Source organism: Diaphorobacter sp. B2A2W2, from assembly GCF_056730635.1.
Window position 1 is genome coordinate 29742 of the sequence record NZ_JBWZOR010000012.1, and the last position, 12930, is coordinate 42671.

13 protein-coding genes are annotated in these 12930 nt (G+C 67.4%); 7 read left to right on the top strand and 6 right to left on the bottom strand.

Translation table 11 applies throughout. The features are described 5' to 3' along the window. Positions 1 to 21 precede the first annotated feature (21 nt). The 3 genes from AC1PPL_RS16925 (at position 22) to AC1PPL_RS16935 (ending at position 2585) form a co-directional block, all read left to right on the top strand. A complete protein-coding gene (locus AC1PPL_RS16925; protein ID WP_011803711.1) occupies positions 22 to 804 on the top strand; it encodes an amino acid ABC transporter permease in 783 nt (260 codons plus the stop codon). After that, positions 801 to 1553: an amino acid ABC transporter ATP-binding protein gene (locus tag AC1PPL_RS16930; RefSeq protein ID WP_011803710.1), complete on the top strand. Its 753-nt coding sequence runs from the start codon at positions 801 to 803 to the stop codon at positions 1551 to 1553. Before AC1PPL_RS16925 ends, AC1PPL_RS16930 begins: the two co-directional genes overlap by 4 nt. 132 nt (positions 1554 to 1685) lie before the next feature. Beyond that, entirely contained in the window at positions 1686 to 2585 is a 900-nt protein-coding gene (locus AC1PPL_RS16935; protein WP_479973734.1) for a DMT family transporter, read from the top strand. Positions 2586 to 2601: 16 nt separating this feature from the next. Here the strand turns inward: AC1PPL_RS16935 and mrdA are convergent, their stop codons facing one another. From mrdA to AC1PPL_RS16955, 4 genes are read right to left on the bottom strand one after another with little or no spacing between them, the layout of a single operon-like run. Beyond that, entirely contained in the window at positions 2602 to 4542 is a 1941-nt protein-coding gene (gene mrdA / locus AC1PPL_RS16940) for a penicillin-binding protein 2 (protein WP_012655335.1), read from the bottom strand. Between the two features lie 27 nt (positions 4543 to 4569). Then, a complete protein-coding gene (mreD, locus tag AC1PPL_RS16945) occupies positions 4570 to 5091 on the bottom strand; it encodes a rod shape-determining protein MreD (RefSeq protein ID WP_011803707.1) in 522 nt (173 codons plus the stop codon). After that, positions 5088 to 6005 carry a rod shape-determining protein MreC gene (gene mreC, locus AC1PPL_RS16950; RefSeq protein WP_088887853.1) on the bottom strand — a complete coding sequence of 306 codons (918 nt, stop codon included), beginning with the start codon at positions 6003 to 6005 and terminating at the stop codon, positions 5088 to 5090. The genes mreD and mreC overlap by 4 nt, the downstream gene beginning before the upstream one ends. Positions 6006 to 6034: 29 nt before the next feature. After that, a complete protein-coding gene (locus AC1PPL_RS16955; RefSeq protein ID WP_012655332.1) occupies positions 6035 to 7078 on the bottom strand; it encodes a rod shape-determining protein in 1044 nt (347 codons plus the stop codon). A 205-nt stretch (positions 7079 to 7283) separates the two neighbouring features. Between AC1PPL_RS16955 and gatC the strand changes: the two genes are divergently transcribed. From gatC to gatB, 3 genes are read left to right on the top strand one after another with little or no spacing between them, the layout of a single operon-like run. Beyond that, complete coding sequence (gatC, locus tag AC1PPL_RS16960; RefSeq protein WP_012655331.1) at positions 7284 to 7583, top strand: Asp-tRNA(Asn)/Glu-tRNA(Gln) amidotransferase subunit GatC; 300 nt, start codon at positions 7284 to 7286, stop codon at positions 7581 to 7583. 10 nt (positions 7584 to 7593) lie between these two features. After that, positions 7594 to 9096 carry an Asp-tRNA(Asn)/Glu-tRNA(Gln) amidotransferase subunit GatA gene (gene gatA, locus AC1PPL_RS16965; RefSeq protein WP_479973735.1) on the top strand — a complete coding sequence of 501 codons (1503 nt, stop codon included), beginning with the start codon at positions 7594 to 7596 and terminating at the stop codon, positions 9094 to 9096. Positions 9097 to 9098: 2 nt separating this feature from the next. Beyond that, entirely contained in the window at positions 9099 to 10556 is a 1458-nt protein-coding gene (gatB, locus tag AC1PPL_RS16970) for an Asp-tRNA(Asn)/Glu-tRNA(Gln) amidotransferase subunit GatB (protein ID WP_479973736.1), read from the top strand. Positions 10557 to 10628: 72 nt separating this feature from the next. On the opposite strand, the gene AC1PPL_RS16975 is transcribed toward gatB, so the two are convergent. Both AC1PPL_RS16975 and pyrE read right to left on the bottom strand, forming a co-directional pair. Beyond that, positions 10629 to 11312 carry a hypothetical protein gene (locus AC1PPL_RS16975; protein WP_049756442.1) on the bottom strand — a complete coding sequence of 228 codons (684 nt, stop codon included), beginning with the start codon at positions 11310 to 11312 and terminating at the stop codon, positions 10629 to 10631. Between the two features lie 65 nt (positions 11313 to 11377). After that, a complete protein-coding gene (gene pyrE, locus AC1PPL_RS16980; RefSeq protein WP_012655328.1) occupies positions 11378 to 12088 on the bottom strand; it encodes an orotate phosphoribosyltransferase in 711 nt (236 codons plus the stop codon). A gap of 10 nt (positions 12089 to 12098) precedes the next feature. On the opposite strand from pyrE, the gene AC1PPL_RS16985 reads away from it, so the two are divergent. Next, on the top strand, positions 12099 to 12902 hold the full coding sequence (locus AC1PPL_RS16985; RefSeq protein ID WP_011803699.1) for an exodeoxyribonuclease III: 804 nt from the start codon (positions 12099 to 12101) through the stop codon (positions 12900 to 12902). Positions 12903 to 12930: the final 28 nt, after the last annotated feature.

Consider the following 12930-nt stretch of genomic DNA (forward strand, 5'->3'; position numbering starts at 1 on the left):
CGGGTCCGGCCCGCTTTGCCCATGCTTCTCGCTCTCTGGCCCGCACACTGGAGCCGCACCCAGCGCAGCAATGCAACGCTGGTGGCGGCTTTGGTGTTGATGGCGCTGGTCCTCGCCCTGCTCGGCCAGTTCCTCTCCTTCTTTCCTGAGCCCATCGGCTCCAACGCGGAGCTCTTCTCCGAAGGCGCGCTCACCACGCTGTACCTGACGCTGGTCAGCGGCACCGTGGGCCTGCTGCTGGGCACCGCCGCGGCGCTGGCGCGCACCTCGCGCCTGGCCTGGCTGCGCTGGGTGGCCAGCTTCTACATCTGGGCGATCCGCGGCACGCCGCTGCTGGTGCAGATCCTGTTCGTGTACTTCGCGCTGCCCGTGCTGGTGCCGGGCCTGAACCTGCCCGACTTCGCCGCCGCCGTGGTGGCGCTGGGTCTGAACGTGGGCGCCTACAACGCCGAGGCCATCCGCGCCGGCCTGCTGGCCGTGCCGCGCGGGCAGACCGAAGCCGCGCGCGCACTCGGCCTGTCGCGCACGCACGTGTTCTTCGACGTCGTGTTCCCCCAGGCCTTCAAGATCGCGCTGCCACCGCTGGTGAGCAACTTCGTAGCGCTGCTCAAGGACTCGTCGCTCGCCTACGCCATCGGCGTGGTGGAGCTGACCAACGTGGGCAACCGCATCCAGTCCGCCACTTTCCAGCCCGTGGCCACGCTGACCACGGTGGCCATCACCTACCTGATCCTGACCACGCTGGTGACGCAGGTCACGCATGCCATCGAGTACCGCTTTGACGTCGAAGGGCGTGTGAAATGAGCCACGCCGCTTCCGCCAATCCCTATATCGTGTGCAAGGACGTGCGCAAGGCCTTCGGCAGCCACGAGGTGCTCAAGGGCGTGTCCACCGTGTTCCGCACGGGCGAGGTCACCGTGATCATCGGCGCCTCGGGCTCGGGCAAGTCCACGCTGCTGCGCGCCATCAACCGCCTGGAGCCGCACGACAGCGGCAGCATCACCATCGACGGCGTGGAGGTCACCGACGACCCGCGCACGCTGCAGCTGCAGCGCAGCGAGGTGGGCATGGTGTTCCAGCAGTTCAACCTGTTCGGCCACATGACGGTGCTGGACAACGTGACGCTGGCGCCGCGTCGCATCCGCCACACGTCGCGCCGCGAGGCCAACGACAAGGCCATGGCCCTGCTCAAGCGCGTGGGCATGCAGGACCATGCGCACAAGTACCCCTGGCAGTTGTCGGGCGGCCAGCAGCAGCGCGTGGCGATTGCGCGCGCGCTGGCCATGGCACCGAAGGTGATGCTGTTCGACGAGCCCACCAGTGCCCTTGATCCCGAGATGGTGCAGGAGGTGCTGGACGTGATGCGCGAGCTGGCGCGCGGCGGCATGACGATGATCGTGGTCACGCACGAGATGGGCTTTGCGCGCGAGGTGGCCGACCGCGTGATGTTCTTCGACCAGGGCTGCATTGCCCACGATGCGCCGCCGGCCGAGTTCTTCTCCAACCCGGCCAACGACCGCATCCGCTCCTTCATCGGGCGCATGAGCCACTGACCCGCCGGGCGGCACGGTGCGGCCGCTTATGAAACCATAGCTGCCAGCGCTTGATGTACTTGGGTTTCGATATGAAAACATATCGAAATCCTTTTGAAACAAGCGCCATCAGCTCTCATTTTTGAAGAAGCCATGCGTTCCGAACGCCAGGGCCTGCTGGCCCTCCTGCTGGTGGTCGCCGTCTGGGGCACCACCTTCCCCGCGATGAAGATGATGTCCGCGCACCTGGATGCGCTGCAGATCATCTGGGCCCGCTTCGCGATTGCGCTGCTGGTGCTGGCGCCGCTGTGGCGCGGTCTGCGGCGCACGGAACTGCGCTGGGGTCTGCTGCTGGGCGCCCTGCTGTTCCTCGCGTTCTGGCTGCAAATCGAGGGGCTGGCGCGCACCAGCAGCAACCGCAATGCGTTCGTCACCGGGCTGAACGTGCTGGTGGTGCCGCTGTTGGCCATGGCCGTGCTGGGCCGGCGCTATGGCGCCGCGCTGTGGGCGGCCTGCGCCATGGCGTTGGCCGGCATGGTGCTGATGTTCCACGAGAACGAGCCCTGGAACCTGGGCGACACGCTGACGCTCGCCAGCACGCTGTTCTATGCCATCTACATCCTCACGCTGGAGGAATGCGCGCGCCGCACCGCGGCCCAGCCGCTGCGCGCCACACGCATGGCGGCGGTGCAGGCGCTGGTGATGTTCGCCGCGGCCAGCGTGCTGCTGCTCGCGCGCCATGGCGAGGTCGCCACTTCGCTGCAGGCCCTGGCGGACCTGCCGGCGCACGCGCTGACGGCACTGGCCTACCTGGGCGTGGTGGCCAGCGTGCTGGTGGTGACGCTGCAGGCCTGGGGCCAGCAGCGCGTGGATGCCATGCGCAGCGCCATCGTCTTCGGGCTGGAGCCGGTGTTTGCCGCCGCCACGGCCTGGGTGCTGATCGGCGAGCGCCTGGGCGCGGCCGGCCTGGCGGGCGCGGCGCTGATCGTGGCCGCCCTGGTGGTGAGCCAGTTGCCGCCGCCGCGCGCACTGGCGCGTCCTTCCGCATCCTGACCGGGCGGAAGAGCCCTCAAGGCATCGCGAGCGGCACATCCGCCACGTTGCGCGGCGTGCCCATGGGAGCACCGGCCTGCCCCTTGGAGACGGCCGCCAGGTCTTGCTCGCTCGGGTACTGGCCCAGCAGCCAGTAGTCGAACACGCGGCGCACGATGGGCGCCGCCGCCGCCGCGCCAAAGCCCGCGTTCTCCACGATCACGGCCACGGCGATGCGGGGCTCCTCCACGGGCGCGAACGCGGCAAACAGGGAGTGGTCGCGCTGGTGCTCCTCCAGCAGCTTGGCGTTGTACCGCACGTTCTGCCCCAGGCTCACCGCCTGCGCCGTACCGGTTTTGCCCGCCGAGGTGTAGGGCGCGCCCGCGAACACGCGCCGCCCCGTGCCCGCCTGGTTCACGGCCATCAGCGCGTTGTTCACGATCGCCACATGCTTGGGGTTGTAGCCCAGGCGCTCGCCGGGGGGCTGCTGCACCTCGGTCACCTGCCCGCCCACCTGGTCTTTCACGGCCTTGATCAGGTGCGGACGGTGGCGGGTGCCGCCGTTGGCCAGCGTGGCCTCGGCCACGGCCAGCTGCAGCATGGTGAAGTTGTTGTAGCCCTGGCCGATGCCCAGCGACACTGTCTCGCCCGAGTACCAGCGCTTGGCCTCCGGGCGCTTGTAGGTGTTGCGCTTCCACTCGGTGCTGGGCAGCACGCCGCGCACTTCGCCCCCGAGGTCGATGCCGGTGATCTGCCCGAAGCCCAGCGGCTTCATGAAGTCGTGGATGGCGTCCACACCCATCTCCACGGCCAGCGAATAGAAGTAGGTGTTGCTCGAATACTGGATGGCGCGGTGCATGTCCACGCCGCCCAGGCCGCCTTCGTGGCTGCGGAAGGTGCGCCCGCCATAGTTGTAATAGCCCGGGTCGTTGAACACCTGCCCCGCCGTGCGCTTGCCCAGCTCCAGCGCGGCCAGCGCCATGAAGGGCTTGTAGGTGGAGCCGGGAGGGTAGGTGCCGCGCAGCGCGCGGTTGAGCAGCGGCTTGTTGATGGACTCGTTGAGCGCCTGCCAGTTTTCCTGGTCGATGCCCTCGACGAACAGGTTGGGGTCGAACGTGGGTTTGGACACCAGCGCCAGCACCTCGCCGTTGCGCGGGTCCAGCGCTACCAGAGCGCCGCGGCGCTCGCCGAACATATCTTCGATCAGCTTTTGCAGCTTGATGTCCAGCGACAGCATCACCGTGTTGCCCGGCGTCGCCGGGTGGCTGTTCAGGCGCCGCACGGCATGCCCGCCGGCCGAGGTCTCCATGCGCTCGAACCCCGTCTGGCCGTGGAGCGTGGATTCGAAGCTCTGCTCCACCCCCAGCTTGCCGATGTAGTCCGTGCCGCGGTAGTTGGCCGCATCGTCCGAGTCCTCGATGCGCTCCTTTTCGCGCTGGTTGATGCGGCCGATGTAGCCGATGGCGTGGCTCGCCACCTCGCCCAGCGGGTAGTTGCGAAACAGCCGCGCCTTGATGTCCACGCCGGGGAAGCGGTAGCGCTGCGCCGCAAAGCGCGCCACCTCTTCGTCCGACAGCCGTGTGCGAATGGGCAGGGAGTCGAAGCTGCGCGACTCCTCGCGCAGACGCTTGAAGCGGCGCCGGTCGCGCGGCTGGATGTCCACGACCTCGGCCAGGGCGTCGATCGTCGCCTCCAGGTCCATGGTCCGCGAGGGCGTGATCTCCAGCGTGTATGCCGAGTAGTTGGTGGCCAGCACCACGCCGTTGCGGTCCAGGATGAGGCCGCGGTTGGGCACGATGGGCACGACCGCCGTGCGGTTGCTCTCGGCCTGGTCCGCGAGGTCCTCGTGGCGCACCACCTGCAGCACCACCAGGCGAGCGACGATCAGCAGGAATGCCAGCAGCACCACCACGCCCACGACGAACACGCGCAGGCGAAAGTGCCAGACATCGGCCTCGGCATTGCGCAGTTCGGTCATCCGCGGCGGCCCTTCACCCCTGCGCGCTCACAGCGGCCGGTTTTCATCGCGGTCGGGCGGTCGGCGCTGGGGCGCCAGCAGCACCCAGCTGGCCAGCGGCCAGAGGGCGGCCTCCAGCAGCGGTGCCACCAAGCCTTCGAAACCAGGCAGGATGCCCCCGCCGATGGCTACGCGCAGCAGCAGTTCAAGCGCATGGGCCGCAAAGAACAACGGCAGCAGTTGCAGCGCCTGCAGCAGCGGGCCGAACCACAGCAGCCGGCGGTGCGTGTATTGCGCGCCGAACATCAGCAGGCAGTACACCAGTGCATGCTGGCCCAGCAGGGCAGACTGGTACACATCCAGGCACAGCCCCATGAGAAAAGCCACCCCCAGCCCCACGCGCTGCGGCTGGTGCATGCCCCAGAACACGAGCAGCACCATGACCCAGTCGGGCGTCCAGACCACGCGGCCCAGTGGCAGCATGTTCAGCGCCAGCGCGGCCACCAGGCTGGCAGCGATGAAGACCGGGTTCACGGGCAGCAGCAGCTGCTGGCCCTTGGGCATGATCATTTGCGGCCTCCGCGCTTGGGCGCCGCCGGCTCGGGCTCGGGGCGCGGTGGCAGGTCGGCCACCACCGGCTTGAGCACCATCACATGGCGCGCTCCGTACATCTGCGCCACGGGAGCGCAGTAGATGCGCGCAAAGGCGGAGTCGGCGCGCCGCTCCACGCGCAGCACGCGCGCAACCGGCAGGCCCGCGGGGTACAGGCCGTCCACGCCGCTGGTGGTGAGCAGGTCGCCTTCCTGCACATCCGCATTGCCCGGCGTGAAGCGCAGCTCCATGCCTCCGCCATGCCCGGCCACCGGGTCGCCGTAGGCCACGCTGCGTGCACCGGTGCGCAGGTTGAGCACAGGAATGGCCTGGTCGCGGTCGATGAGCAGCGTGACTTCGCTGAGCATGGGGAACACGCGTGTGACCTGCCCTAGCACCCCCGAGGCATCCATCACCGGCGAGCCCGGCTCCACGCCTGCCAGCTGCCCACGGTCCACCATCACACGCCGCGTATACGGGTCTGCCGTGTCATAAATCACTTGCGCGGCCGTGGCCTCGGTGGTCAGGCGCTCGCGCAGTGCCAGCAACTGGCGCAGCTCGGCGTTCTCGCGCAGCAGCTGCTCGGCCTCGCCGGCGCGCACCGACATTTGCGCCATGGTGCGCTGCGCGTCGTCCATGCCCTGCTGCGCGGCCTGCAGCGACTGGAAGTATCCGGCCCCCTTGTCCGCGAACTCCACCGGCTGCAGCATCAGCCATTGCAGCGGGTACAGCGCCGTGGAGACGGCCTTGCGCAGCGGCTCGGTCAGGTGAAAGCGTGCGTCCGCCACCATCAAAAACAGCGCCAGGGCGCTGTAGAGGGTGAGGCGGGAGAGCGGCGATGGCCCCTGCTTGAACAGCGTCGGCGCCGAACGGTCCAGGGTTCCCAGTGGCATGCGGACAGCTCGTCAGGCGCGGTTCGGGCTCAGTCGCTGGTGAAGATGCTGCCCTGGCGGTCCATGCGCTCCAGCGCGATGCCGCAGCCGCGCACCACGCAGGTCAGGGGCTCCTCGGCCACCAATACGGGCAGGCCGGTTTCCTCGGCCAGCAAACGGTCCAGGTCGCGCAGCAACGCGCCGCCGCCGGTGAGCATCATGCCGCGCTCGGCAATGTCGGCGCCCAGCTCCGGCGGGGTCTGCTCCAGCGCGTTCTTGACGGCGGAGACGATCTGGTTGAGCGGCTCGGTCAGGGCCTCCAGCACCTCGTTGGACGAGATGGTGAAGCTGCGCGGCACGCCCTCGGAGAGGTTGCGGCCCTTGACCTCCATCTCCTTGACCTCGGAGCCAGGGAAGGCAGAGCCGATGTTCTTCTTGATGGCCTCGGCCGTCGGCTCGCCGATCAGCATGCCGTAGTTGCGGCGGATGTAATTGATGATGGATTCGTCGAACTTGTCGCCACCCACGCGCACGCTGCCCTTGTAGACCATGCCGCCCAGCGAGATCACGCCGACCTCGGTGGTGCCGCCGCCGATGTCCACCACCATGGAGCCAGAGGCCTCGGATACCGGCAGGCCCGCGCCGATGCCGGCGGCCATGGGCTCTTCGATCAGGTACACGGCGGTGGCGCCGGCCGCTTCGGCCGCGTCCTTGATGGCCCGGCGCTCCACCTGGGTGGAGCCGCAGGGCACGCAGATGATGATGCGCGGGCTGGGCGTGAGCACCGAGCGGGGATGCACCATCTTGATGAACTGCTTGATCATCTGCTCGGTGATCACGAAATCGGCAATCACGCCGTCCTTCATCGGGCGGATGGCCTCGATGTTGCCAGGCACTTTGCCCAGCATGGCCTTGGCCTCGTGGCCCACGGCCTGGATCACTTTCTTGCCGTGCGGGCCGCCCTCGTGGCGGATGGCGACGACGGAGGGCTCATCGAGCACGATGCCCTTGTCGCGGGCGAAGATCAGGGTGTTGGCTGTGCCAAGGTCAATGGCCAGGTCGGTGGAGAAGTACCGACGGAAAGCTCCGAACATGCAAGGGTCCTCTCAGGCACGGCATGCACGTCGGCCTGCCGTCGCCGGATATTACGGGGTGTTTGTTGGCTTTTTTCGCACAATGACCGGCAATATGGAGGTCTAGCGGCAAAGCCGGGATAATAACGCATCCCCTGTGAATAACTCCCCCTGGCGGAGCCCGGAAAGCCGCTTTACATCTGGTTTCCGCCCGTCCCTCTTCCCTATGGCACTGACACCCCAGGATATCGGCCGCATCGCCAATCTGGCCCGGCTCGAACTGAGCCCCGGCGAAAGTGAGCGCATGCTCACACAACTCAACGGTTTTTTCGGCATCGTCGAGAAGATGCAGGCTGTGGATACCCATGGCATCGCCCCCCTGTCGCACCCGGTGGCGGTGGTGCGGGATGTGCAGCTGCGCCTGCGCGAGGACGTGGCCAGCGAGCCCGACCAGCGCGAGGCCAACCAGCGCAGCGCGCCGGCCGTCGAGCGCGGCCTGTTCCTGGTGCCCAAGGTCATTGAGTGAGGACGACAGCATGAGCAACACCCCCTCCTCCGAACTCCACGACCTGGGCATCGCACAGCTGACCAGCGCACTGCGCAGCAAACAGGTCTCGGCCGTCGAGGCCGCGCAGCATTTCCTGGCCCGCGCACGCCAGCACCAGAACCTGGGCGCCTACGTCGCCATGAACGAGGACGCCACCCTGGCGCAGGCCCGCGCGCAGGACGCGGCCCTCGCCGCCGGCACGGCTGCCCCGCTGGCCGGCGTGCCGATCGCGCACAAGGACATCTTCGTCACCCGCGACTTCCCCAGCACCGCCGGCTCGAAGATGCTGGCCGGTTACCAGTCGCCGTTCGACGCCACTGTGGTCACTCGTCTGGCCGATGCCGGCTGCGTGACGCTGGGCAAGCTCAACTGCGACGAGTTCGCCATGGGCTCGGCCAACGAAAACTCCGCCGTGGCGCCCGTGGGCTGCGACGCCCCCGCACCGGTGCGCAACCCCTGGGACACCAGCCGCATCCCCGGCGGCTCCTCGGGCGGCAGCGCCGTGGCCGTGGCCGCGCGCCTGGCGCCGGCCGTCACCGGCACGGACACCGGCGGCTCCATCCGCCAGCCGGCATCGTTTTGCGGCGTCACCGGCATCAAGCCCACCTACGGCCGCGCCAGCCGCTACGGCATGATCGCCTTCGCCTCCAGCCTGGACCAGGCTGGCCCGATGGCCCGCTCGGCCGAGGACTGCGCGCTGCTGCTGTCGGCCATGTGCGGCCCCGACCCCGACCGCGACTCCACCAGCCTGGACGTGCCAGCCGAGGATTTCAGCGCCAAGCTGAATGACTCCATCGACGGCCTGCGCATCGGCATCCCGGCCGAGTTCTTCGGCGACGGCCTGGCGGGCGACGTGCGCGCCGCCGTCGATGCGGCGCTCAAGGAGTACGAGAAGCTGGGCGCAAAGCTGGTGCCCATCAGCCTGCCGCGCACGGAGCTGTCGATCCCCGTGTACTACATCATTGCGCCGGCCGAGGCGTCGTCCAACCTCTCGCGCTTTGACGGCGTGAAGTTCGGCCACCGCGCCAAGGACTACGCCGACCTCGTGGACATGTACAAGAAGACCCGCGCCGAAGGCTTCGGCGACGAGGTCAAGCGCCGCATCATGATCGGCACCTACGTGCTCTCGCACGGCTACTACGACGCCTACTACCTGCAGGCGCAGAAGATCCGCCGCATGATCGCGGACGACTTCCAGAATGCCTTCAAGGATTGCGACCTGATCGCCGGCCCCGTGGCGCCCAGCGTGGCCTGGAAGCTCGGCGAGCACGGCAACGACCCGCTGGCCGACTACCTGGCCGACATCTTCACCCTGCCCGCGTCTCTGGCCGGCCTGCCCGGCATGAGCGTGCCCGCCGGCTTTGGCGCGGGCGGCATGCCCGTGGGCCTGCAGCTCATCGGCAACTACTTCCAGGAGGGCCGCCTGCTGAACGCCGCGCACCGCCTGCAGCAGGCGACCGACTTCCACCTCCGTGCGCCGGAGGGCATCTGACCATGACCGCGAAACTCATCCAGGGCTACGAAGTCGTCATCGGCTTCGAGACCCACACCCAGCTCGCCACCCGCAGCAAGATCTTCAGCCGCGCCAGCACCGCCTTTGGCGCCGAGCCCAACACCCAGGCCTGCGCCGTGGACCTGGCGCTGCCCGGCACGCTGCCGGTGATGAACCGCGAGGCCGTCGCCTGCGCTATCAAATTGGGACTAGCCCTTGGCTCCCACATTGCGCCAGAGAGCATTTTTGCGCGCAAGAACTACTTCTACCCGGACCTACCCAAGGGCTACCAGATCAGCCAGTTCGAGATCCCGGTGGTGCAAGGCGGCGAAGTCTCCTTCTATCTGGGCGATGAGAAGAAGACCGTGCGCCTGGTGCGCGCCCACCTGGAGGAAGACGCGGGCAAGTCGCTGCACGAGGACTCCTCATTGGGTGGAGGGGGCCAGTCGGGCATCGACCTGAACCGCGCCGGCACGCCGCTGCTGGAGATCGTGACCGAGCCCGACATCCGCAGCAGCGAAGAAGCCGTGGCCTACGCCAAGGAACTGCACAAGATCGTGACCTGGATCGGCATCTGCGACGGCAACATGCAGGAAGGCAGCTTCCGCTGCGACGCCAACGTCTCGGTGCGCAAGCCCGGCCAGCCCCTGGGCACGCGCCGTGAGATCAAGAACCTCAACAGCTTCAAGAGCATGCAGCAGGCGATCGACTACGAGATCCGCTGGCAGATCGAGGAGATCGAGGATGGCCGCTCGATCCAGCAGGCCACCGTGCTGTTCGACCCCGACACGGGCGAGACGCGCGCCATGCGCACCAAGGAAGACGCGGCCGACTACCGCTACTTTCCCGACCCCGACCTGCCGCCGCTGCGCATCGCCGCGCCGTGGATCGATGACATCAGGGCCCAGATGCCCGAGCTGCCGCGCGCGATGGCCGCGCGTTTCGTGCAGCAGTACGGCCTGCCCGAGTACGACGCCACCACGCTCACGCAGAGCCAGGCCATGGCGGCCTATTTCGAGGACGCCGCCAAGGGCTGCGGCCAGCCCAAGCTCGCCTCCAACTGGGTGATGGGCGAGATCTCGCGCCGCCTGAATGCCGAGGAGATCGGTGTGGAGCAGGCCAAGGTGAACAGCGCCCAACTGGCGGCGCTCATCGGCCGCATCAACGACGGCACCATCAGCAACAACGCTGCTCGCCAGGTATTCGAAGCCTTGTGGAGCGGCGAAGGCCATGACGTGGACGCCGTGATCGAGGCCAAGGGCCTCAAGCAGATGAACGATACGGGCGCGCTGGAGAAGATCATCGACGAAGTGATCGCCGCCAACGCCGCCAACGTGGAACAGTACAAGGCCGGCAAGGACAAGGCCTTCAACGCCCTCGTAGGCCAGGTGATGAAGGCCAGCAAGGGCAAGGCGAACCCCCAGCAGGTCAACGACTTGCTGAAGGCCAAATTGGCCTGAAACGCTGGCCAGTCAGGCGCTGGCAGCTATCAAAAAAGAAGGCTCCCGTTGGAGCCTTTTTTGTGTGCCGTCTCAGCGCGAGGCGCCGGGCGATACGAGCGTGGACTGCGGCGGCACCAGTTGCGACGCCGCCGCGCGCTGGGCCGCCCATAACTGGCGCAGCTGGGCCAGTTCGGCGTCGAAGCGCTGGTGGATGCGGCGCTTTTCCTGGTCCTGCGCGGTCAAAAAGCGCTGCTGCTCGGCCACGGCCTCATCGTTCTCGGCGATCTGGCGCTGCAGCTTCATCGGCGCCTTGAGCGGGTCGCGGCGGTAGAACTCCATCTCGCCGTCAATGCGCTTGCGCTCGACCTGCAGTTCCTGGATGCGCTTGCGCGCCACGGCCATGACCTCGTCCACCTGCACGAGGGCGGCCTCGCGCTCAACCTGGTGGGCCGCCTCGTCGGGGTAGCGCGCCATCAGCACGCGCTCGCGGCGGCGCTCTTCGGCAATGCGCGCGCGCTCCTGCGCCTCCTTGCGGCGCTGCACTTCCAACGCGGCACGCTCGTGTTCGGTCAGCGTGGGGCCGATGCGGCGCCGCTCGGCACCGGTGTGGTCCAGGATGCGCTGCTCACGGTCCACGCAGTCGGCGATGGGACGGTCGGCGGTGATGCGCCTGCCGGTTTTGTCGATACAGGTGTACACCTCTTGCGGCGGCTTCGGTTGCGCCCAGGCGACCGGGGACAACAGGCCCAGCGCTGCGGCGGTTGCTCCTGCCATGAACCAGCCCGCGTGTCGTGTGCCTGCTTTCAAAACCCCTGCCCTCCTGGCTGCTGCCGTTGTTTTCAGTCGTTCACGCCGTAGCGCTGGCGATAGGCCAGCACCCGCTCGTGGTGCTCGCGCATCTGCGTATCGCCGCCACCCGCCGATAGGTATTGCAATAAGTCTGCCAGCTTGGCGATAGCACAAACCTGCATGCCCAGTTCACGGCGCACGTACTGCACGGCGCTGTGGTCCACGTCCTGTCCATTCTCGGTGGCCTTCTCCTGGCGGTCGAGGGCGATCGCAATGGCATGCGGCGTGGCACCCGCGGCGCGGATCAGCGCGATGGACTCGCGCGCGGCGGTGCCGGCGCTCATCACGTCGTCGATGATGAGCACCTTGCCCTGCAGCGGCGCGCCCACCAGCGTGCCGCCCTCGCCATGGTCCTTGGCCTCTTTGCGGTTGTAGGCAAAGGGGACGTTCTTGCCCAGGCGCGCCAGTTCCACCGCCACCGTGGCGGCCAGCGGAATGCCTTTGTAGGCGGGGCCGAAGACCATGTCGAACTCGACGCCGCTGGCCAGCAGGGCTTGTGCATAGAATTGCGCCAGCCGTCCGAGCTTGGCGCCGTCGTCGAACAGACCGGCGTTGAAGAAATACGGGCTCATGCGGCCTGCCTTGGTCTTGAATTCACCAAAGCGCAGCACCCCTGAATCCACAGCAAACCGCACGAAATCCTGCGCCAGGCGGGCTTGGCTCGCCCCTTGTTCCACCGTCTGCGCGCTGTCTGTCACCATGGATGCATCCTTGTTCAAATTAACCAGTCTCAACCTCAACGGCATCCGCTCGGCCACGTCCAAAGGGGTCGAGGCATGGATTGCCCAAAGCCGGCCGGATTGTATTTGCGTACAGGAAATCAAGGCCCAGTCTGCGGACATGCAGGGGCGTTTCGAGGAGCTGGCCGGCCTGAAGGGCTACTTTCATTTTGCGGTGAAGAAGGGCTACTCCGGCGTGGGCATCTATGCGCGCCACGAGCCCAGCGACGTGGTCATCGGCTACGGCTCCAGCGAGTTCGACACCGAGGGGCGCTACGTGGAACTGCGCTTTGACACGCCCGCGCGGCGCCTGTCCATCATCAGCGCCTACTTCCCCAGCGGCTCCTCGGGCGAGGAGCGCCAGTTGGCCAAGTTCCGCTTCCTGGAGGAATTCCATCCGCACCTCATGCGGCTGAAGGCCGAGCGGGAGTTCATCCTGTGCGGCGACATCAACATTGCCCACCAGCAGATCGACCTGAAGAACTGGCGCAGCAACCAGAAGAACAGCGGCTTTTTACCCGAGGAGCGCGCCTGGATGACAAAGTTGTTGCACATCTCTGACCCCGCGGGCGGGCTGGTGGACGTTTACCGTCAGTTACAGCCGGAGACCACGGACGCTTGCTACACGTGGTGGAGCAACCGTGGCCAGGCCTATGCCAACAACGTGGGGTGGCGCCTGGACTACCACCTGGCGACGCCCGCCATCGCGGCGCTCGCGCGTACCGAGGAAATCTACAAGGCGCAGAAGTTCAGCGACCACGCGCCCATCACCGTCGGGTACGAGCTGTCGCTCTGAATTCAGGAGCTATTCGCGCCGGGTGTTC

Bases quoted from the DNA above. Each gene is read 5' to 3' on its own strand.
- AC1PPL_RS16925 (WP_011803711.1), top strand. From the start codon at position 22: ATGCTTCTCGCTCTCTGGCCCGCACACTGGAGCCGCACCCAGCGCAGC.
- AC1PPL_RS16930 (WP_011803710.1), top strand. From the start codon at position 801: ATGAGCCACGCCGCTTCCGCCAATCCCTATATCGTGTGCAAGGACGTG.
- AC1PPL_RS16935 (WP_479973734.1), top strand. From the start codon at position 1,686: ATGCGTTCCGAACGCCAGGGCCTGCTGGCCCTCCTGCTGGTGGTCGCC.
- mrdA (WP_012655335.1), bottom strand. From the start codon at position 4,542: ATGACCGAACTGCGCAATGCCGAGGCCGATGTCTGGCACTTTCGCCTG.
- mreD (WP_011803707.1), bottom strand. From the start codon at position 5,091: ATGATCATGCCCAAGGGCCAGCAGCTGCTGCTGCCCGTGAACCCGGTC.
- mreC (WP_088887853.1), bottom strand. From the start codon at position 6,005: ATGCCACTGGGAACCCTGGACCGTTCGGCGCCGACGCTGTTCAAGCAG.
- AC1PPL_RS16955 (WP_012655332.1), bottom strand. From the start codon at position 7,078: ATGTTCGGAGCTTTCCGTCGGTACTTCTCCACCGACCTGGCCATTGAC.
- gatC (WP_012655331.1), top strand. From the start codon at position 7,284: ATGGCACTGACACCCCAGGATATCGGCCGCATCGCCAATCTGGCCCGG.
- gatA (WP_479973735.1), top strand. From the start codon at position 7,594: ATGAGCAACACCCCCTCCTCCGAACTCCACGACCTGGGCATCGCACAG.
- gatB (WP_479973736.1), top strand. From the start codon at position 9,099: ATGACCGCGAAACTCATCCAGGGCTACGAAGTCGTCATCGGCTTCGAG.
- AC1PPL_RS16975 (WP_049756442.1), bottom strand. From the start codon at position 11,312: ATGGCAGGAGCAACCGCCGCAGCGCTGGGCCTGTTGTCCCCGGTCGCC.
- pyrE (WP_012655328.1), bottom strand. From the start codon at position 12,088: ATGGTGACAGACAGCGCGCAGACGGTGGAACAAGGGGCGAGCCAAGCC.